This window comes from Colwellia sp. NW0002-52-1, from assembly GCF_057550865.1.
Genome location: NZ_BAAJLU010000007.1, coordinates 48,347 through 67,654 on the forward strand (window position 1 = coordinate 48,347; position 19,308 = coordinate 67,654).

Sequence of the window (19,308 nt, forward strand, 5' to 3'; positions counted from 1 at the left end):
AAACGGCGTGTAGTGTAGTAGGGTACATTTTCATGGTTAGACGAATTGACTTAATTCCAAGTGCTATTAAGTTGTTATTAGCATTAGTATACGATTTATTCTCATTGGCAGTGGCATTTTATTTTGCTTATATTATTCGCTTAGGCATCGAGAACATTGAGTTTTCTCTTCATGAGAACATTGCTTTCGTTGCGGTAGCAACATCAACACTTACACTCTTTTATATCTTCGATGTTTACAGCTCTTTTGTACGGTTTTTCAATGCCAAAGCCTTCCTTAAAGTTCAAGTATTACTACTTGTTGCCTGTTTTATTTTTTATTTAAGCAGCCTAGTTTTTGACGCATTCATTCCTCGTTCTGTACCGATAGTATTTTTCGTTATTGCCAGTATCAACATTGCTGGGGCAAGAGCATTAGTTAGCATAATTTCAAGAAAAAATTTATTTGATGAACGAGAAGGTGTGGTTATTTATGGGGCTAGTAGTGCAGGCAGGCAACTGGTGCATGCCTTATCTCAAGGTAAAAAGTATCAACCATTAGCTTTTCTCGATGAAAAGAAACGCTATGTAGGTCGTAGAGTTTTAGGACTTAAAATCCACTCGCATCACAATATTGCAAAGTTAATTAAAAAGCATGGACAATTCAAAGTATTAATTGCCATACCTACCGTTGACCCAGCGCGCTTAAAACAAATAGTTGCGCACTTAGAGCCCTATGCCCTTGAGTTATTAATTGTGCCTGATATGTCAGACATAGTATCAGGTAAACGTGGTATTGATGAGCTAAGAGAAGTTTCTGTTGATGAATTACTTGGCCGAAAACCGGTTGAGCCAATTACAGAATTACTCAGTGCCAATATTACTGACAAAGTCGTTATGGTGTCGGGTGCTGGTGGTTCAATAGGTAAAGAGCTTTGTCGACAAATCGTACTAAACAAGCCCAAGGCACTGATATTACTTGATGTGAGTGAGGCGTTCTTATACGAAATTCACCAAGAATTAACTGAAACATTAGCAGAAAGCCTTAACCCTCTGCACATAGAGCCTTTAATTGGCAATGTGCAAAATGGCATGTTAATGAGCCATATTTTTCATAAGCACAAAGTACAAACTATCTATCATGCCGCGGCATACAAACATGTTCCTATGGTTGAGAATAACGTTATTGCTGGGGTAACTAATAACGTATTGGGCACATATGAAATCGCTCAAGCTGCTATCTACTGTGAGGTAGAGACTTTCGTGCTTATTTCTACCGATAAAGCGGTAAGGCCCACCAATGTAATGGGTGCCACTAAACGCTTAGCTGAATTGGTACTACAAGGTTTTGCTAAAAAAGATCATAACACGCGTTTTATCATGGTACGTTTTGGCAATGTATTAGGCTCTTCTGGCTCAGTAGTGCCGTTATTTAAAAAGCAAATTAAGCGTGGCGGCCCTATCACCATTACCCATCCCGACATTATTCGTTACTTTATGACCATTCCAGAAGCTGCACAGTTAGTAATTCAAGCAGGAGCTATGGGCACTGGTGGTGACGTTTTTGTATTAGACATGGGTAAGCCAGTAAAAATAGTCGACTTAGCATATAAAATGACACATTTAATGGGCTTAACAGTTAAAGATGTTGCAAACCCACTCGGTGATATTGAAATACAGTACAGCGGTTTACGACCGGGTGAAAAGCTGTACGAGGAATTACTTATTGGTGATCAGGCAAGTAAAACTAAACACCAGCGTATATTAACCGCCAACGAACGTTCATTGCATTATAGTGATGTAGCAAAAATAATTGATCAATTAAAAGACGCTATGTGTGATGAAGATGAAGCTAAAATTCGTCAAATATTAATCGCGGCACCACTTGATTACAAACCAACAATTGAAACTATAAACCAAGCAGAAAAAAAGCAACCTGTTTGTAGTATTGTGGCTTAGCTAATACTCTCTTGCTCTATTTAAATAGCGCTTACGCCGTTAGCACTAAAATGTGAGCTACAGCTTAATAAGCATTAGCCAAGCGTTGGCATAATCAGGTAACTGTTTATTAGCTTGATGATAATCTTTCCAGCCAAAGTAACTATCAACTAATAAATCTAATTGAAATAAATTATTGTCAAAAGCACCACCTTGATCAGACAGTACCCCTAAACGTGATACATCATTACCTGCTTGTTTATAGCTCACCAAAAATAACTTACCTAAACCGAGATCAGCAACATTGCCTGCAAAAGACACTTGTGGTTGAATCGCTATTTTATTTTCAAGCTTTTCACCATAACCCATAATGCTAGGCACTTCTGAAAAATACCAATAGCGCGCTTGATCACGCTTACCTATCGCATAATCATAAGCAATGCCGTTATTACGATGAACATTAAAGTAACGTCGCACACCATTAACGTCAACAACACCTGTGCCTTGCAATAGCACGTCATGCAGTGCTTCTTCTGTTAACCAAATTAACGCTTTAGCTAATTTTTTCTCTTCTAATACGCCAGAAATTATTTCTTGGCGCGTAAACTTATTACGGGTAATGGTTGGATCATTATTCGCTTCAGCTAACGTTAAGCCTAGCTCATCATAGGGCAACGCATATAAAGCCTGATTATAAACCGACGTTTTAACATCGCTGGCAGTTAATAATTTAGTGTAATACTTAGTTAAAAATATTTTGTCTGTAGGAATATCATTTAACATACTTGTTTTTCTAGCGTTCGTACTTTTAAGGGCGATTGAGCGTGCGCTTGCAATATCAGGTGTCCAACGATAGAAATCAAAGTGACTAGTGAGAAAGTCAGGGTCATGTAAACGACTATGGCGATTAGCTCGAACATCTTCACGATAAGTTTGGCAAATAAATGCTAAAGTTTGCTCAACCCTCGAAAGCGTAACGCTTTCATCAAACACCTTTCCAGCATGTACTGCAAATTTATCTTCACTAAAATGCGCTAAATAATACTGAGTTTTATCCGCTACATTGCATAGTGCACTAGCTTTAAAGTTCGCCATCTTTCCAAGTTCAGGGGCTTTATCTAGCGCAAAAAAGCTCACTGGGGCTTCTGTGAAGGCATGAGCTGTTGCTGTTATAGAGAAGAGCAAAGAAAAATATAAAGAAAAAGAAAATCGCATCAGTAAAATCACCAATTAAAACAGAACACCATGGTATGACAATCTAAAAAACTACGCTAGCACAGACATCTATAAATCATAATTAAATATTATTTGATATTTTTTGTTACTAAATTCATATTTAGCCATAGTGTTTTTTTTTACATTATGGGGTAGTCTTGAATAAGTAAACCAAACTGGTTTACCAGGAACCTCATTATAAACTTATCATGGATGATATCGTATAGAAGGATCAATACAGTGCGTTTAAAAGGACAGTTAATTAAATGGCATGCTGATAAAGCATATGGGTTTATTGCCCCTACTGGCGGCGGAAGCCATGTGTTTATTCATAAATCCGCTTTTGAAAATCGCCAAAGAGAGCCAAAATTAAAAGACGTTATTACCTTTTCAATCACCAAAGATAGCGACAATAGATATTGCGCGTGTGAGGCAACATTTTCCGGTGAAAAATTAAAGCAAAAAAAGCCTAAAAAAGTTAGTCTATTCTCAATTTTCTTATCACTTACTTTTCTTGCGTTACTCGTGATTACAGCGTTTTTAGGTTATTTTCCGCAAAAAATAATGCTGTTCTATCTTTCTCTCAGCTTTATAACGTATCTCATTTATGCCTTTGATAAATCTAAAGCAAAGCGCAAAGCTTGGCGAACATCTGAAGGCACTTTACATATACTTGCTTTAGCTGGCGGTTGGCCAGGTGCGGCATTAGCCCAGCAACTATTACGACATAAATCATCAAAGCGTGACTTTCGCGTTATATTTTGGCTAACCGTTATGATTAACCTTGGCATGTTAATAGGGTTACAAACTTCGGCTGGAGCTAAATTTTTAGCAATTTTTAACTGAGGTTTAAGCAAAAATGTCGATATAAATTCAGTAATATAAATCAATAACTTCTAAGATTTATACTACTGAAATAGCGTTAAGTCTTTCAGGTAAGAAATAACTTAGTATAACTAGCGGTATATGCTTAACCCAGCAGTTTTAGCGATATATTAATAACGACAAAACCAACAGCACTAATCTAATGGCGCTAGTAACGACGTTAAAATATCATCGGTTAAGCTGAGCTTATTATCACTAACCTCTTCTGACAATAGCGCTTTTGCTAGCTCTGCCTTGTTTTGTTGTATACGTTGAATTTTTTCTTCAATTGAATTTTCAATAATGTATTTATAAACAAAAACAGGTTTATTTTGCCCAATACGATGCGCTCTATCTGTGGCTTGGTTTTCTACTGCAGGATTCCACCATGGGTCAAAATGTATCACTGTGTCGGCAGCCGTCAGGTTTAAACCTACACCACCGGCACGTAAGCTGATTAAAAATACCGGCACATCACCGCGCTGAAATTTATCAACAACATCTTGTCTTTTCGTGGTTGAGCCGGTTAATTTCACATGACCAATGTTAGCGGCTATTAACGCCTCTTCAATTAAGCCCAACATGCTAGTGAACTGCGAAAAGATTAATATTCTACGGCCTTCATCAATTTGCTCAGGCAATGTTTCCATTAAATAATCAAGTTTTGCTGACTGCTCCACTTTTTTAGCGCCTTCAAGCGATAACAACTTAGGGTGGTTACAAACTTGTCTTAATTTTAACAGTGCATCAAGTACTTCAATTTGGCTACGTTTTAAGCCCTTTTCAGCAATAATATCTTTTAAGCGACTGTCCATTGCAAGCCTAACCGACTCGTACAGTTCGGCTTGTTTACCTTCAATACGCAGCTTTTGAATTATTTCGGTTTTTGGCGGCAATTCTGTGGCAATTTTGTCTTTAGTTCGACGTAATATAAATGGCTTAATACGCTGATTTAGCAATAATTTACGTTCGTGATCAGCATGCTTTTCAATTGGCGTTCTAAAGAGTTTAGTAAATTGCTTTTGCCCGCCTAAAAAGCCCGGTAATAAAAAGTTAAATTGTGCCCAAAATTCACCAAGATGATTTTCCATGGGTGTACCGGTTAAGCACAACTTATGTTGAGCTTTAAGTAACAAAAATGCTTGGTACAATTGTGTTTTTGTATTCTTAATGTAATGTGCTTCATCAAGAATAAGGTAATAAAATGGCTGCTCACGATATAGCTCTAAATCTTTGATAATCAGTGCATAGCTAGTAATTATAATATCAACTGGCTCTTGGCCTTCATCTCGGTCTAAACAATTAAAGTGCTGCTGGCGTTTACTACCGTGTAAAACCTGATATGAAAGCTGTGGCGTAAATTTCTCAATTTCGTTGGCCCAGTTAAAAATAACACTGGTGGGTGCAACAATTAAAACAGGCTTGGTTAATCGGCCTTGCTGTTTTTCAATCAACAAATGCGCCAAGGTTTGAATAGTTTTACCTAAACCCATATCGTCAGCCAAAATACCGTTTAACTGGTATTCGCGCAAAAACTGTAACCAATTTAACCCTTGATGCTGATATGTTCTTAAGGTTGCGTTTAAACCCGTAGGTACAGGTACAGTGGTGACCTTTTGAAAACCTTTTAATTTATCAGCCAATGCTCTTAGTTTACTGGTACCCGTAGCGATCATGCCTTGATCGTCTAACATTGATAATGTTTGATGGCCCTGAAAACGCGAAAGCTGCAATGTACCGTCACTATTTAAAGCATTCGGCATAAACAATTCTATAAACTGTTTCAATAAGGGCTGAATACTTTTGTAACGCAAAGCAACAAAATCGCCTTTGTCTAAATCAACATAAATAAGTGACTCTGGCGCAATAAGTTGCTCTTTTTCTCGATCAAGCAAAGCTGACTTTGGTAATTGTTCAATGGCGCCAAGTAAAATAGGGAACGCCGGCATTTTTTTCCCATCAACCGTTAAGTTTAACCCTAACGAGAAAAAGTCATGATCATCGGTTTCAATAACTTCTGCATCAAAAATACTATCCGTTGAAAGGGCTTTATAATAAAAATTGTCAGCAAAACTAATATGCCAACCGAGTTCTTTCAGTAACGGAATTTCTTGATGCACAAGTGCTTGCCAAAAAAATCGCCCTTGCATTAGCATTGAAAATTTCGGGGTTTTCTTTTTATTTAAATAGTCTTCATTAGTAAAAGTGTAGCGCTTCGGCTCAGGCTGCACACTAAATTTTAGGCTCGTTAATTTATCTACAACACTTTGTTCATAGGCTAAATCTCGATATAGCTTAACCTTAGCGTTGCTGATATTGTCTGGCGAAATAGTGACATTTTTATCATGTGGGTTTACTAAGCTTCCCTGATAAGAAAAATTAACTTTTACATAACCGGTTTCAGGATTAGTTTCTGAAGGCGTTGAAAAATGTAAATAAACTTCAGGTTTAGTTAATTCTTGCGAGAATTCTGTTTTCGGCTTAGGTAAGCGCTGTACTGCATCACCTAACGACATCGACAGTTTATTCATTACCCAAGGTAATTTATCTTCTTCAAAAATCGGCGAATTAAGTAAATCAGCTTCAAAGTCACATTGGGTATTGGTATTAATTTTTCCGAAACAATTTTCTAGCTCATCGTAGTAACACAGTGGCTGCGCTTTAATGATAATAATATGGTCAGTTGGCTTGTTAAAAACGAGCTCTAAGGTGTGCAAATGGTTACCCAGTGCTTGCCATTGCCATTGCGCCTCTAAAGGTTCACCTAAGGTAATCGCTTCGTCTAAATGAAAGCTTGTTTGCCAGAAACAACGATTAGTTTTGATAATTTGTTCAAATAAATCAAAATACTTAATATTATCGCCAAACTGATTAGTACGCATAAGCTCGGTAATTATCGCTACGTCATCGTTATTCGCGTATGCGCTATTGATTAATGAGCTGGCAGAATGTTCAGTGCTTAATGTTTGACTCCAACCACCACTGACTTTGGCGCGCGAAGATTTAATCGATAAAGTGTAATAATCGTCGTCAACGTAACTATTTGGCTTTAAGAAATATAATAACGATTTTTGGAGATTATTCGGCTGATATCTCGTCGGTTGTGCTTGAAAACGATTAAGCCATTTTTCAATGACCTTTTCTGGCGAAGCCGTGCTGTTTGGATCAAAGTGTTGATCGATAAAGCGTTGTGCTAGCGCTGCTCCATGCTTACAGTCTCGGCCAATATAACAATCACAATAACTGGCAATATCACCGTTTTTTCCTTCAAAAACTAAACGTGTTAAATACGTTGACTGATTGGCGCGCTCACTTGATACAACACCGCGAATAGTTTCACCGTCAAGCGCACATGTTTTTACGCCTTTAGATTGAAAAATTCTCGCGCCTTTTTTCCATTCATTTTTACTAAAGTGTCGTTCAAGTAGTTCAGGTGTGAAGATATTTATTGCCATAAGATTTTAATTATTAAGAACTTAAGCCTATTGGTAAGTTGAAAAGTTAAGACGATTTTCTTCTCAAAAGATAAAGTAGCTATAGTACTTTTAAGCGCTATAACTAACAACAGATTACTCATATTTCATACGAATAGTAACATAATCACTACTTATGCATAAGTACAGCATTGGCATAAACGATAAAAATAAATTTAAATTTAAAGATTCACCAATATCATCATTAATTTAGCTAAATGGCAAACCTGTTTATCTCGTTAGCATTAACAAAATTAACTTACTCAGCAAGCCATAAATACGCTAAAATAATACCCAATTACCCTTGTTTGAGCCCCAACATTAATGACCACTGCAACTTTGCCTGCCAACTTTAAAGCACTTAACCTTGTGCCAGCTTTATTAGCTCGCTTAACCGAGCTAGATTATCAGCAACCAACACCTATTCAAGCGCAAGCTATTCCTAGTGTGTTAGCTGGACGAGACTTAATTGCAGGAGCAAATACCGGATCAGGTAAAACCGCCACTTTTGCCTTGCCTATGCTGCAAAAAATACACTTGCAAAAAGTGCAGGCAGAAAAATCAAACACAGAGCAAGCACAAAAAGGTAATTTTGTTACGGGTCTTATTTTAGTACCTACCCGCGAACTAGCTAAACAAGTGGCTGATAGCATTAAGTCTTACGCCGCACACTTTAACGGAAAAATTAAAACCGTTGCGGTTTTTGGCGGCGTATCTACCAACACACAAATGCTAGCATTACGTGGCGGTAGTGATATTTTAGTAGCAACACCTGGCCGTTTACTCGATTTAATTTCAAGTAATGCAATTAAGCTCGATAAAGTAAATACCTTAGTGCTTGACGAAGCCGACAGAATGTTAAGTTTAGGATTTACTGAAGAGTTGTCTGCACTGTTAGCGTTATTGCCAACTAAAAAACAAACCTTACTTTTTTCAGCGACATTTCCTGAGCAAGTAAAAGAATTAACGCAAAAATTGCTCAAGAACCCGATTGAAATACAAGTACAAAGTGCTGATAGCAGTACTTTAGTACAGCGAGTTTTCACCGTAAATAAAGGCGAAAAAACCGCCCTTTTAGCTTATCTAATTCAGCAACATAAATGGCGACAAGCGCTTATTTTTGTTAATGCTAAAAACAGCTGTGAACATTTAGCGTCAAAACTCTCTAAACGTGGCATTACTGCTGAAGTGTTTCATGGCGATAAAGGCCAAGGTGCACGTAGTAGAGTGCTTGAAGCATTTAAAGCTGGTGAGATTGACGTATTAATTGCTACCGACATTGCTGCCCGTGGTTTAGACATTGAAAAACTGCCAGTTGTAATCAACTTTGATCTGCCAAGAAGCCCGTCAGATTACATGCATCGTATTGGCCGAAGTGGTCGCGCTGGTGAAGTTGGTTTAGCCTTATCACTGATCGATTATGAAGATTATCATCACTTTAAAGTGATAGAAAAGAAGCATAAAATTCGTTTAGAGCGCGAACAAGTTGAGGGTTTTGAAGTTGACGAGGCCCTTAATGACGAACTATTAGCCCAATTGCTAGCTGAAAGTAAGCCGATGGCAGCACCTGAAGGTAGCGGCAAGAAAAAACGTAAAAAGAAAAAAACCATCAATGCTGATATTTGGGCCGATCATAGCGACCAAGAATAAGCTACGTTGGATCATTTATTAGCTATAAAATATAATTATTTTCCAAAATCTAAGGCCTTCGCTACTTCGGCAAACAACCAGCGATAGTCAGGTAAGGCTTTAAGGTAAGCTTTCACGTAAAGGTAATGCAGTGCAGTTATTAGTAACAGAGTGTTTAGGCAAAACATTAAGATTAGAAGGTTCTATGGCGGGCTGGCAACAGCTATTTTGGGACGACCAATGTGTATCGCAAATAGATGCAAATGCCGATAGCGATACATTTTTACATCAGTTTTCCCTGCAAAGTGAGCAAGGCGAGCTACAAGTAGAGCTTAATGGCACATTACAGTGGCAGCCTTTTGCGCTGCAATATCAACTATTAATCAACGGCCAAGAAATACAAAAAAACTCATTAGAAGAAAAAGACATTGAGCAACAAGACGTTATTGTTCGTGAAAAACAGCCATTAAAATTTAGTTTGGTTGGCATGGCGGGTCTTGGCTTAAAGTTACTAAAAAGTGCCAAAGTCATAAAAGTATTATTTGCCGCCGGCAGCTTAGCCGCTTATAGCTGGTTATTCTCCATTGAATTCGCCATAGCGCTTATCCTGTGTTTAGTTTTTCACGAGTATGGCCATATTAAAGCCATGAAATACTTCGGCTTAAAAACCAAAGGCATTTACCTTATCCCTTTTGTTGGTGGTTTAGCACTGAGTGACGACAAAATTAATACACGTTGGCAAGACGTAGTTATTTCCATTATGGGACCGTTTTTCGGCTTAATACTCTCACTTGCCTGTTTAATTGGTTACTGGATAACTGACCTAGAAATACTAGCCGGTTTAGCGGTATTCAACGCCCTACTCAACCTATTTAACTTGTTGCCAATATTGCCACTAGATGGCGGCCATGTACTTAAAAGTGTCGCTTTCTCTATTAACTCTAAACTTGGCTTAGTCGCTTGTGCCCTTGGCGCTGCATTGGGTATTTATCTTAGCTACAAATTTGGTTTAGCCTTACTCGGCTTTTTACTAGCGATTGGTAGCATTGAAATATTTTTTGAATATAAACGTCGACACCTAAGCCAATTACTGCCACTTAATCGCTATGCACAAGTGGTATCTGCAATATGGTATGTGGTTACCGTTGGCGGTTTAAGCGCTATTATTTGGCTAGTGGGCCAAACGGGCAACGACGCCTTGTCACTACCGCTTAAAATATTAGGTAGTTAATAGTTTTTAGATTCAAATAACATGGTAGTAACGACTCGCTGATATCGACTCTGATATCAGCTTTTATTCCTCTTGTAGTCAGTATAACCACCTTAAAATCCTTATATATATGGAAATTAGTTGTTATATCTCCTTAGATATATGGAATATTAATAATTAATTTATATCAATGTATTACCTATAATTATTTAAATTCTTGCAAAGTGGTGAATTCATAAATCTATTGATATGCTGCGCTAATAACCATAGATGCTGGCGATCTATCATTACTTTTTGAACGCTATGCTAACGACTGACAATAATGAATAAAATACATCTAAAACAAAATTCAAAGTAAAAAGGAACAAAGTTTGATTTCAAAAAAAGTAAGAGAATTGTTTGTCTCTTTAATGGAAGCAACAGATAACTCAGCCGTTATTTATGATGTAGAAACCGAGCAATACAGTGGTTTTTTCAATAACACGGTAGTTGATAAGTATATTGAACTAGGTACATTAGAGCTTGTTGAAAGCGATACCGGCGTTACCGTTATTTTACTCAATAATCGCGACGACTTTTTAAGCTCATTTGCTGCAGGTGTTCGTGAAGCAAAGAACGGCGCAGATCAATCGTATGCCGACTATAACGCTAATCCCTTTGCCTTTTCAGTTGGCTTTGAGCATTTTCATCAAATATCAAAGAAAAAACGCCAGTTAGTGGGTTATGTTTGTCATGGTTTTGAGCGGGATGATACGGGCTTGGTGCATTCGCAATAAGGAAGTGTGCTAGGATTTTAAATCAAATGATTAATCAATAACGGCTATAGATTTCAGTGTTTTATATAACTAATTATGCATCTACCATCAAGTTAACAAGCAAACTAGCCAATAAATAATACCGACTAGTTTGCGACTTTAAGCATAACAAACATACTAGCTAAACAGCCTAAAATGGCACGTCTAAAATGGCACCCCAAACATTGACTCTAAGTCATCATCAAAGTTAAAAAAAGGTGACGATTCTCGTTGCTTAATGCGAGTGTTTAACTCAGTCTTTAGTGCTTTTAACGTTGAAGTACTCACAATAAACTGGTTAATAGACATCACTTCATCTTCTAATCGTTCGGCATGTATCACGATATTCTCTGTGGTTATTTTATTGCTTCTACCATGAAAATGTTCCCAAACAATAGCTTCAGGTGTATCGGCCGACTTTAACTCCTTAAGCTCAGCATTTAATTCACTCACCTTTTTCGATAGCAAAGCTTCAATTGCCGCTAATGTTTCAGCATCAAAGTTGAAAGAGTCGTCGTCAATGTGCTCGTGGTAAAGCGTTAGCAGTGTAAACACATCTTTATTTTCTCTGGCAGTTGCAAGCTGCTGCATTAAATCATGCTTAATCGCTTTTTTAGTGGCATCACTTTCTTTATCTGGATGTAGCTTAGCGGCAAGGCGCTTATACATTTTATTTAATTGGCTGCCTTTAAATAATTTTTCCAAGATACCTAGCTCATGCCTATTTTCTCTCTCTGAAAAATCGCTGTAGTCCTGATAATCAAAACCGTCAAAGAAGTCTTCATCAGATTCTGCATCGAACTCTTCATCAAGCTTTGCATTATATTCATCCTCCTCTGTCAATTCCTCCTCATGCATTTTTTCATGAAAGCGTTGAATATGATCTTGGATCAAAGCAGGATTTTTAATTATCTCAATTAGCTCCTCACGATTAAACTGCATTTCGCCATCAAACATCTCATCTAACATGTTAGCTAGCTCGACAATACTCTCTTCATCTACCGCCTGGTCTAAACTTTCCGCCAATAGTGTTAACTCTGTATTTATTTGTTCACGTAAATCAGCAACATCAATACCTTCAGAAAAAGGATGTGTAGCTAAATAATCGATTTCATCCGAAATCCACCCTAACAGCTCATTCCTTTGCTTATCGGTTAATGACTTTTTTGAGAGAAAGCGTATTAGGTGCTCAGCTTGTGCAGTAATAGCCTCAGCCAATTTTTGTTCAGCGGGCTGTGCTTGCTGTTTAAATTGATCAAACAGCTTACTTCTTTTTTTAATGAAGTTAGCATTACGCTTTTGATGCTTTTCTATTTTTATCCACAATGAAGATAGCGTACTAGACGGCTTATTCTTGTCATTTGCAGCGCTGAACTTACTTAACTCGGGAATGAAATCGCTCATGAGAATATTTTTATTGGTCTAGTGATAAAGCTATTGTAGCTAAGTTATCAGCTAAGAAAAATCAATTAATTTATTTGACAGAATTCATTGCTGCCACCAAATTGTATTACGGCAATAATCCAGCAGTTTGAAAATATAATTTCATCAAGTTTTACTTTTATTTGAGATCATTTGTGGTGATTACTTAAGTTTTTCATTAGCATAGAGTTTTATAATTTAAATGTATTAATTGTTAATACATTAAACATACCTAAAATCTAACTATTTTCCTGAGAGTTATCAGCAAAGGAGTGTTTTTGAAAAAGTTAAACGTAGTTGCAGCAGTTATACAATGCGGAGAGGAAATTCTTTGTGTTCAACGTGGTCCTGCAAAACTTGAATACATTTCAAAAAAATATGAATTTCCTGGTGGAAAGATTGAACCAGGTGAAACAAAAGAGACTGCAATAATTAGAGAAATTAAAGAAGAATTGCATCTAGATATTAACGACCCCAAGTTCTTTAATACCGTTAACCATCAATATCCTGACTTTTTCATTACAATGCACTCTTTCATTTGTTCAGTTAAACATAAAGATATAACGCTAACTGAACACATTGATAAAAAGTGGCTTAAGATTTCAGAACTACATCAACTTGATTGGGCTGCAGCTGATATTCCAATAGTTGAACAACTTCAAAATGATCAGTTATAAGTATTAAAATACTATGATATTAGATGAACTGAATAAAAGCTTACAGACTGGTTTTATTGACAAAGAATCAGCTTCTGAAATGCTGTATCAACCAAAATTATTGGTCAATAAAAAAAATCCACCGCAAAAAGTACTCTCTACCATTCTTGAAGAGTTACGATATTGTGATGAATTCTATATTTCAGTCGCATTTGTAACCACAAGTGGTGTTGCGACTTTAATGAATCCTTTGAAAGAGCTTGAAGCAAAAGGTGTTAAAGGCAAAATTGTTGTTTCGCAGTATTTAAACTTTACTCAACCTGAAGCCCTTAGAAAACTTCTCAAATTCACTAATATTGAGCTGCGTATAGCAACCAAAGAAAATTCCCACTCAAAAGGGTATTTATTTAAGAAAGCGGAATATCATAATCTCATTATAGGTAGTAGCAACCTCACGGCAGCAGCACTAGCTACAAATAAAGAGTGGAACCTGAAGGTATCAGCACTTCACTCTAGCTGCATTGTTGCAAAGGTCATTGCTGAATTTGATGCTGACTTTCAAAGTGGCACCCCTGTTACCAATTCGTTTATCGATTCTTATGAAGATATTTATAATAAACAAAATATTATTTCTAAAACAAATAAACAAGCATTTATTCAACCTGAAATAACGCCAAATTCGATGCAGAGAGAAGCGCTAGAGAATATCAAAGCGTTAAGAAAAAGGGACGCTACAAAAGCGCTACTCATATCAGCTACAGGTACCGGTAAAACCTATCTATCAGCATTCGATGCTGAACAATTTCAATCCAAGCGGTTATTGTTTGTCGTGCATAGAAGGACCATCGCATTAAAAGCAATGGAAACGTTCCAAAGTGTTTTTGGCGCTAATAAAACAATGGGTGAATATTCTGGCTCTAAACAAGAGCTAGATAAAGACTTTCTATTTGCCACTGTTCAAACCATCGCAAAACAAAACCACTTAGAGCAATTTGATAAAAACTATTTCGACTACATCGTAATTGATGAATCACACCGCTCAGGTGCAGACTCATATAAAAGGCTTATTGCACATTTTACACCTCGCTTTTTGTTAGGAATGACCGCTACGCCAGAAAGAACTGATGGTGAGGATATATTTAGCCTATTTGACCATAATATTGCTTATGAGATTCGTTTAAACAGAGCGATGGAAGAGGAGATGTTAAGTAACTTTCACTATTACGGGGTTACTGATCTGATTATTGATGATATTGTGCAAGATGATATTAGAGATTTTTCATTTCTTTCATCAGATGAAAGAGTAACTAATATTATTAAACATGCCCGCTTTTACGGCTCTGATAACGGTATTACTCGAGGCCTGGTTTTTTGTTCACGCAATGAAGAATCAAAAAAATTAGCAGAGATGTTTAATAAGAATGGTTTTCGCTCTTTAGCACTATCAGGGGATAGCTCTGAAAATGAAAGAAATCATGCCATTGAATTATTAGAGTCTGATAACTTAGCAGAAAAATTAGATTATATTTTTACCGTTGATATTTTTAATGAAGGAATTGATATTCCGAAAGTGAATCAGATTATAATGATTCGCCCTACAGACTCTGCGATCATATTTGTACAGCAGCTAGGACGAGGCCTGCGTAAAGTAGATGGTAAAGGCTACCTTACGGTTATTGATTTCATCGGTAATCATAGTAACAATTACCTCATCCCAATTGCGCTTTATGGTGACACTTCATATAACAAAGACTCACTGCGTAGAACAATATCAAGCGGTAGTCAGCTGATTCCAGGTAGCTCGACAATAAATTTCGATGCGATTACTAAAGAGCGAATTTTTGCATCAATTGACTCCGCCAATATGAAGATGCTCACAGATTTGAAGAAAGACTACTACCTTTTAAAGTATAAGCTCGGGCGGACTCCTTTGATGATGGATTTTATCGAGCATGGTTCACGAGACCCTTTTTTGTACATAGATTACTCAAAGTCGTTTTTTAATTTTGTGTGTAAAATTGAAAAAGATTTTACTCATACGCTTTCTGAAAAGTCGGTAAAATTGCTTGAATTTTTTTCTAATGAGATCAATAACGCGAAAAGAATTGAAGAAAGTATATTGCTTAATGAATTACTACAGAGGAATACTTGTACAGTTTCACACCTCAAAGCTATTGTAGTTGAAAAATATCACTATGACGTTTCAGATCAGACAATAGAGTCGTGTCTAAATAACCTTAATTTTAAATTCATTCGTGAAAAGAGCTCGGGTAAATTACTCACGCTTAATGAAATATACGGATTAAATATTTTAGCACTTAATGACGATGTTTTTCAGTTAACCAAAGAGTTCACAGATCTTCTTAAACCGGCATTATTTAAACAGTTTTTACAAGACTCTATTGATTATTCGTTACATAAATTTAATAAAGTGTATAAACCGAAAAACTGGCGAGATGGCTTTTCTTTATATGAAAAGTATTCTAGAAAAGATGTTTTCAGAATTTTAAATGTAAATACAAACCCAGTGGCTCAAAATGTCGGTGGCTATATTGTCAATTCTGACAATACCCATTGTCCCATCTTTGTTAACTACCATAAAGATGAAGAAATTTCAGACTCAATTAAATATGAAGATGAGTTTATTAATAATCAAGAGTTTTCATGGATGTCAAAGTCTAATCGAAAATTAGCCAGTAAAGACGTGCAATCAATATTGGGAAAATATGGGGATATTAGACTGCCACTGTTCATAAAAAAGAGTAATGATGAAGGTATTGAATTCTACTATATGGGTGATGTAAAACCAGACCAAAATAAAGTTGAACAAACCTCAATGAGCTCAGGTAATGGGAAACAAATATCAGTAGTCAGACTAATTTTCAACCTATTAACACCTGTTTCAGACGATATGTATCGATACCTTCGTGCAAAAGAAATCGTCACAATTAACAACACTCCAAAGCTAGAGGTTGTCCCATCAACTTTTGTTGAAATTATTACAGACGAAAAAGAGCAAAACCAAATACCCTTTTACGACTTCTATGCTGCTGCTGGCTCTTTTAGTGAGATGCAAGAAAACAAAGATTACAATATGATTGGCGTACCTTCACAATACTCAGCAAACCAAAAATACTTTGCTTGTCGGGTTATTGGTGAGTCTATGAATCGCAGAATTCAAAATAACTCTATATGCATATTCAAAGAGCCACTTGGCGGTTCACGAAATGGTAAAATTGTACTTATTGAAAACTATGGTAAAAATGACCAGGATTATAATTCATCCTTCACAATTAAAACCTATGCTAGTGAAAAGAGATACACGGATGATGAACAGTGGGAACATTCTGTTATTTTACTGAAGCCCAATTCCACAGACCCACAATTTGAAGATATTGTCCTTCACGAAGAAGATTGTGAAAATATGCGAATTGTCGGTGAGTTTGTAACCGTACTAGAAGAATAAGTACGGATTAAAATAAATTCACCACAACTATCAAACAACCATCACTTATCCTCAAGCAACTCAGTCAAACAAGTGACCTGCTCTGTTAATGTCGCGACTTGCTGCTCTAAAGCATTCACTCTTTGGGTAAGTAGGTGCTCACCTTCTGAAGGTGTGGATATGTTTGTACTGCCGCTTTCATGCTCTGCATCACCAGATAGCGCACTGGTGTTGGGCGCTGCTGAGTGGTTTTCATCAAGATCTGAAAATAAATGTAGATAGCGAGATTCGCGTTTACCGGGTTCGCGCTCAAGCTTCTGCACTAAGGTTTGGTTATTTAGGTTTTGCAGTTGTTGTAATACTACTTCTACTTCATTTACATCGGTAAAGTCAGCTAAGCGATTGGTACGGGTTCTTAACTCTCCTGGCGTTTGTGGGCCTCTTAAAAATAACACGCAAATAATCGCGCGTTGCTGTGCTGTAAATTGTAGATTGCCAAATTCGGTGTTACAAAAGCGATGAAAGTATTTATTTACTCGGCTTGAGGCTTTTTGGTCAACCATCAGCTGATTCATTTGTACCAGTTCATCTACCGTGTTTTGCCAATCATTTTCACTAAGCGACATAACAGGTTCGCGGTTACTTTTTTGATTACAGCCAGCGGTTATAGCATTTACCGACAGTGGATATTGCTCAGGTGTGGTGGTTTCTTTTTCTAGCATTACGCCAATAACGCGGCATTGCTGGGCGGATAATGTGATCATTTTGAAGGCATCCTTATTGAAAATATCAATCTAATTTTTTACTTTACTTGTACTGTTAATTTAACTCAGCAAACACTAATCACAGGATAAATTAAGATAAATAACGTCGGCATAGCAGTTTAGGTGCTAACTGTTTTTTGTCGTGGTTGGTAAGTTAATCACCCCGCGCAAATATCAAAAGCACTCACACTTAGTTATTTAACTCAATACTATAAACAAATATACCTTCTGTGTAAGTTAAACGGTGTCGTTGTTTTAAGTATTCAAACGTAGCACTTTTATGTTTTGATATCGCTGACTTTAGTTTTAACATCGGCAAGTTTAAACCAGTAAACATATCGAGATAAATTAAACGATTTAGCATAAGAGTTGCGCGCTCAGCTTCTGACTGTGTGAACCTTACGGCCACAGAGTTCACTTGATTATTACCTGACGTTTCAATGGTAAACCTTAAGTTATTTTTGGTTAACTCATCAAAATATATTGCCTCGTTGAAAGCATATTTTAACCTATCACTTAGTAAATTTTCACGCTGATATGGCGCTGACAATGCTAGTACCTCTTGTAGGTATACCTTATCAGCATAATGGCCAATAAATGCATTATTAGCGATAATTTGCGCACAGTCTGGGTCGCTAAAAGCGCAATAAGCAAAATAATAGCGCGCTTTAGCGTAACGCTTAGTCTCATTCAGGTGATAAATTCCGAGGTTGTAATTAGTATCGGCATCAAATGGAAATAAGTCATAAGATTTTTGCCAATAACTAGCACCTAGAAGCTTATTTTTGTTTACCGTTCCGGCACCATTATAGTAAATAGTCCCTAGGTTTAAATAAAGTAGCGGCGTGGCAAATACCTTGCTAAGTGCTAGGCAGCGTATATAAGTTTCTTTTGCTTGTTTAAAGTTGTTTTGTTGCTCCCACATTACCCCTAGGTTATTACATGCATCGGGGTATTCAACATCAATACTTAGGTTAAAGTAATGCGCTGCAGTTATGGTGTTATTTTCACGTTGATATGTGCTTGCTAACAAGTTATATAAATATCCCTGGTCAAATTTATTCAACATATCAGCTTGGCTAGCCGCCTGAATAAGTAGGCGTTGGGCTAATGTTTTTTGCGTTTCGTTTTTATGGTTAGTGTTTTTTTGAGTAATATTTTTCTGAGTTAACGTTTCATCATTCAGCCATAAAGTACTGCCTAACAGCAATGCTTGCTTAGCTGTAGAGTAACCGCTAAAAAGTTTGTTTTCTAATGTAGAGCCTTGCTGACTAAAGTATTCACGTGCCTGTTGCCATTGCGCTTTATCGATGCCACTGTCTGGCTCTGCTGAGTTTACTGCTGCACAAAGCGCTAAGGTAAAAATTAAGATAACAACATATAACCACTTCATTGAACTGCTACGCTCACTTGCTGAGCGTTAGTTTTAGTGGTGAGTAAAAACGATTCAAATAACGCGATAACTTGTGTAATTGATGAGTTTAAACGGTGATCGCCATCAATAAGATGCAAGGTACACTGCGCTTGCTGAGCATATTTTATAGAGCTAGCTACGGGCACAATATCGTCAGACCAACCATGTACAATCTCAATATTGTTGAGTGTAGTATTATAACTTTGCTGCTGATAACCCTGCATATACAAAGCTGGCGCTAATAAAAATACGCCCAGAGGCTGGTTACTTAATGATGCGACTAATGAAACGTAACCGCCCATGCTTGAGCCGACTAAAATATAAGGTTCAAGCTCGCTTGCTAAATAAGTATTCAACTTTGTCACCCGCTCATCGGGGCTTACTATATTGCTGTAGTCAAGACTATCGACACTAAAACCTGCCGCTTTGGCTATGTTTGCAAGTTGGGTTATTTTACTGCCCCATGGGCCACTTTCTTTGCCATGTGAAAATATAACTTTCATGTT

At 37.0% G+C, this 19,308-nt stretch carries 13 protein-coding genes; 7 read left to right on the forward strand and 6 right to left on the reverse strand.

Features of this window, described 5'->3' with window-relative positions:
• Nucleotides 1-32 precede the first annotated feature (32 nt).
• Entirely contained in the window at nt 33-1,937 is a 1,905-nt protein-coding gene (locus AC27H3_RS08900; RefSeq protein ID WP_487105462.1) for a polysaccharide biosynthesis protein, read from the forward strand.
• A gap of 57 nt (nt 1,938-1,994) precedes the next feature.
• On the opposite strand, the gene AC27H3_RS08905 is transcribed toward AC27H3_RS08900, so the two are convergent.
• Entirely contained in the window at nt 1,995-3,131 is a 1,137-nt protein-coding gene (locus AC27H3_RS08905) for an acetate--CoA ligase (protein ID WP_487105464.1), read from the reverse strand.
• A 240-nt stretch (nt 3,132-3,371) separates the two neighbouring features.
• Between AC27H3_RS08905 and AC27H3_RS08910 the strand changes: the two genes are divergently transcribed.
• Nucleotides 3,372-3,977: a DUF1294 domain-containing protein gene (locus tag AC27H3_RS08910; RefSeq protein ID WP_487105466.1), complete on the forward strand. Its 606-nt coding sequence runs from the start codon at nt 3,372-3,374 to the stop codon at nt 3,975-3,977.
• A 173-nt stretch (nt 3,978-4,150) separates the two neighbouring features.
• Here the strand turns inward: AC27H3_RS08910 and AC27H3_RS08915 are convergent, their stop codons facing one another.
• Nucleotides 4,151-7,450: a DEAD/DEAH box helicase gene (locus tag AC27H3_RS08915; RefSeq protein WP_487105468.1), complete on the reverse strand. Its 3,300-nt coding sequence runs from the start codon at nt 7,448-7,450 to the stop codon at nt 4,151-4,153.
• A 342-nt stretch (nt 7,451-7,792) separates the two neighbouring features.
• Here AC27H3_RS08915 and AC27H3_RS08920 point away from each other — a divergent pair, with 342 nt between their 5' ends.
• The 3 genes from AC27H3_RS08920 (at nt 7,793) to AC27H3_RS08930 (ending at nt 11,083) form a co-directional block, all read left to right on the forward strand.
• Nucleotides 7,793-9,118: a DEAD/DEAH box helicase gene (locus AC27H3_RS08920; RefSeq protein ID WP_487105470.1), complete on the forward strand. Its 1,326-nt coding sequence runs from the start codon at nt 7,793-7,795 to the stop codon at nt 9,116-9,118.
• Nucleotides 9,119-9,248: 130 nt separating this feature from the next.
• A complete protein-coding gene (locus AC27H3_RS08925) occupies nt 9,249-10,328 on the forward strand; it encodes a site-2 protease family protein (RefSeq protein ID WP_487105472.1) in 1,080 nt (359 codons plus the stop codon).
• 350 nt (nt 10,329-10,678) lie between these two features.
• The gene (locus AC27H3_RS08930; protein WP_487105474.1) at nt 10,679-11,083 is read left to right on the forward strand and encodes a hypothetical protein; all 405 of its coding nucleotides are present in this window, start codon (nt 10,679-10,681) and stop codon (nt 11,081-11,083) included.
• 183 nt (nt 11,084-11,266) lie between these two features.
• Here the strand turns inward: AC27H3_RS08930 and AC27H3_RS08935 are convergent, their stop codons facing one another.
• Entirely contained in the window at nt 11,267-12,505 is a 1,239-nt protein-coding gene (locus AC27H3_RS08935) for a hypothetical protein (RefSeq protein WP_487105476.1), read from the reverse strand.
• 296 nt (nt 12,506-12,801) lie between these two features.
• On the opposite strand from AC27H3_RS08935, the gene AC27H3_RS08940 reads away from it, so the two are divergent.
• Both AC27H3_RS08940 and AC27H3_RS08945 read left to right on the forward strand, forming a co-directional pair.
• A complete protein-coding gene (locus tag AC27H3_RS08940; protein ID WP_487105478.1) occupies nt 12,802-13,200 on the forward strand; it encodes a (deoxy)nucleoside triphosphate pyrophosphohydrolase in 399 nt (132 codons plus the stop codon).
• Between the two features lie 13 nt (nt 13,201-13,213).
• Nucleotides 13,214-16,645, forward strand: coding sequence for a DUF3427 domain-containing protein (locus tag AC27H3_RS08945; RefSeq protein WP_487105480.1), 3,432 nt, complete (start codon nt 13,214-13,216; stop codon nt 16,643-16,645).
• A 41-nt stretch (nt 16,646-16,686) separates the two neighbouring features.
• Here AC27H3_RS08945 and AC27H3_RS08950 read toward each other — a convergent pair whose 3' ends face one another.
• The 3 genes from AC27H3_RS08950 to AC27H3_RS08960 form a co-directional block, all read right to left on the reverse strand.
• Nucleotides 16,687-17,388, reverse strand: a complete 702-nt coding sequence (locus AC27H3_RS08950; protein ID WP_487105482.1) for a YceH family protein — start codon at nt 17,386-17,388, stop codon at nt 16,687-16,689.
• A gap of 190 nt (nt 17,389-17,578) precedes the next feature.
• Entirely contained in the window at nt 17,579-18,781 is a 1,203-nt protein-coding gene (locus tag AC27H3_RS08955; protein WP_487105483.1) for a tetratricopeptide repeat protein, read from the reverse strand.
• Complete coding sequence (locus AC27H3_RS08960; RefSeq protein ID WP_487105485.1) at nt 18,778-19,305, reverse strand: alpha/beta hydrolase; 528 nt, start codon at nt 19,303-19,305, stop codon at nt 18,778-18,780. The genes AC27H3_RS08955 and AC27H3_RS08960 overlap by 4 nt, the downstream gene beginning before the upstream one ends.
• Nucleotides 19,306-19,308 lie beyond the last annotated feature (3 nt).

What these genes read in the sequence shown, in the direction of transcription:
- AC27H3_RS08960 (WP_487105485.1), bottom strand. Translation starts at nt 19,305, where the DNA reads ATGAAAGTTATATTTTCACATGGCAAAGAAAGTGGCCCATGGGGCAGT.
- AC27H3_RS08920 (WP_487105470.1), top strand. Translation starts at nt 7,793, where the DNA reads ATGACCACTGCAACTTTGCCTGCCAACTTTAAAGCACTTAACCTTGTG.
- AC27H3_RS08945 (WP_487105480.1), top strand. Translation starts at nt 13,214, where the DNA reads ATGATATTAGATGAACTGAATAAAAGCTTACAGACTGGTTTTATTGAC.
- AC27H3_RS08955 (WP_487105483.1), bottom strand. Translation starts at nt 18,781, where the DNA reads ATGAAGTGGTTATATGTTGTTATCTTAATTTTTACCTTAGCGCTTTGT.
- AC27H3_RS08915 (WP_487105468.1), bottom strand. Translation starts at nt 7,450, where the DNA reads ATGGCAATAAATATCTTCACACCTGAACTACTTGAACGACACTTTAGT.
- AC27H3_RS08950 (WP_487105482.1), bottom strand. Translation starts at nt 17,388, where the DNA reads ATGATCACATTATCCGCCCAGCAATGCCGCGTTATTGGCGTAATGCTA.
- AC27H3_RS08900 (WP_487105462.1), top strand. Translation starts at nt 33, where the DNA reads ATGGTTAGACGAATTGACTTAATTCCAAGTGCTATTAAGTTGTTATTA.
- AC27H3_RS08905 (WP_487105464.1), bottom strand. Translation starts at nt 3,131, where the DNA reads ATGCGATTTTCTTTTTCTTTATATTTTTCTTTGCTCTTCTCTATAACA.
- AC27H3_RS08935 (WP_487105476.1), bottom strand. Translation starts at nt 12,505, where the DNA reads ATGAGCGATTTCATTCCCGAGTTAAGTAAGTTCAGCGCTGCAAATGAC.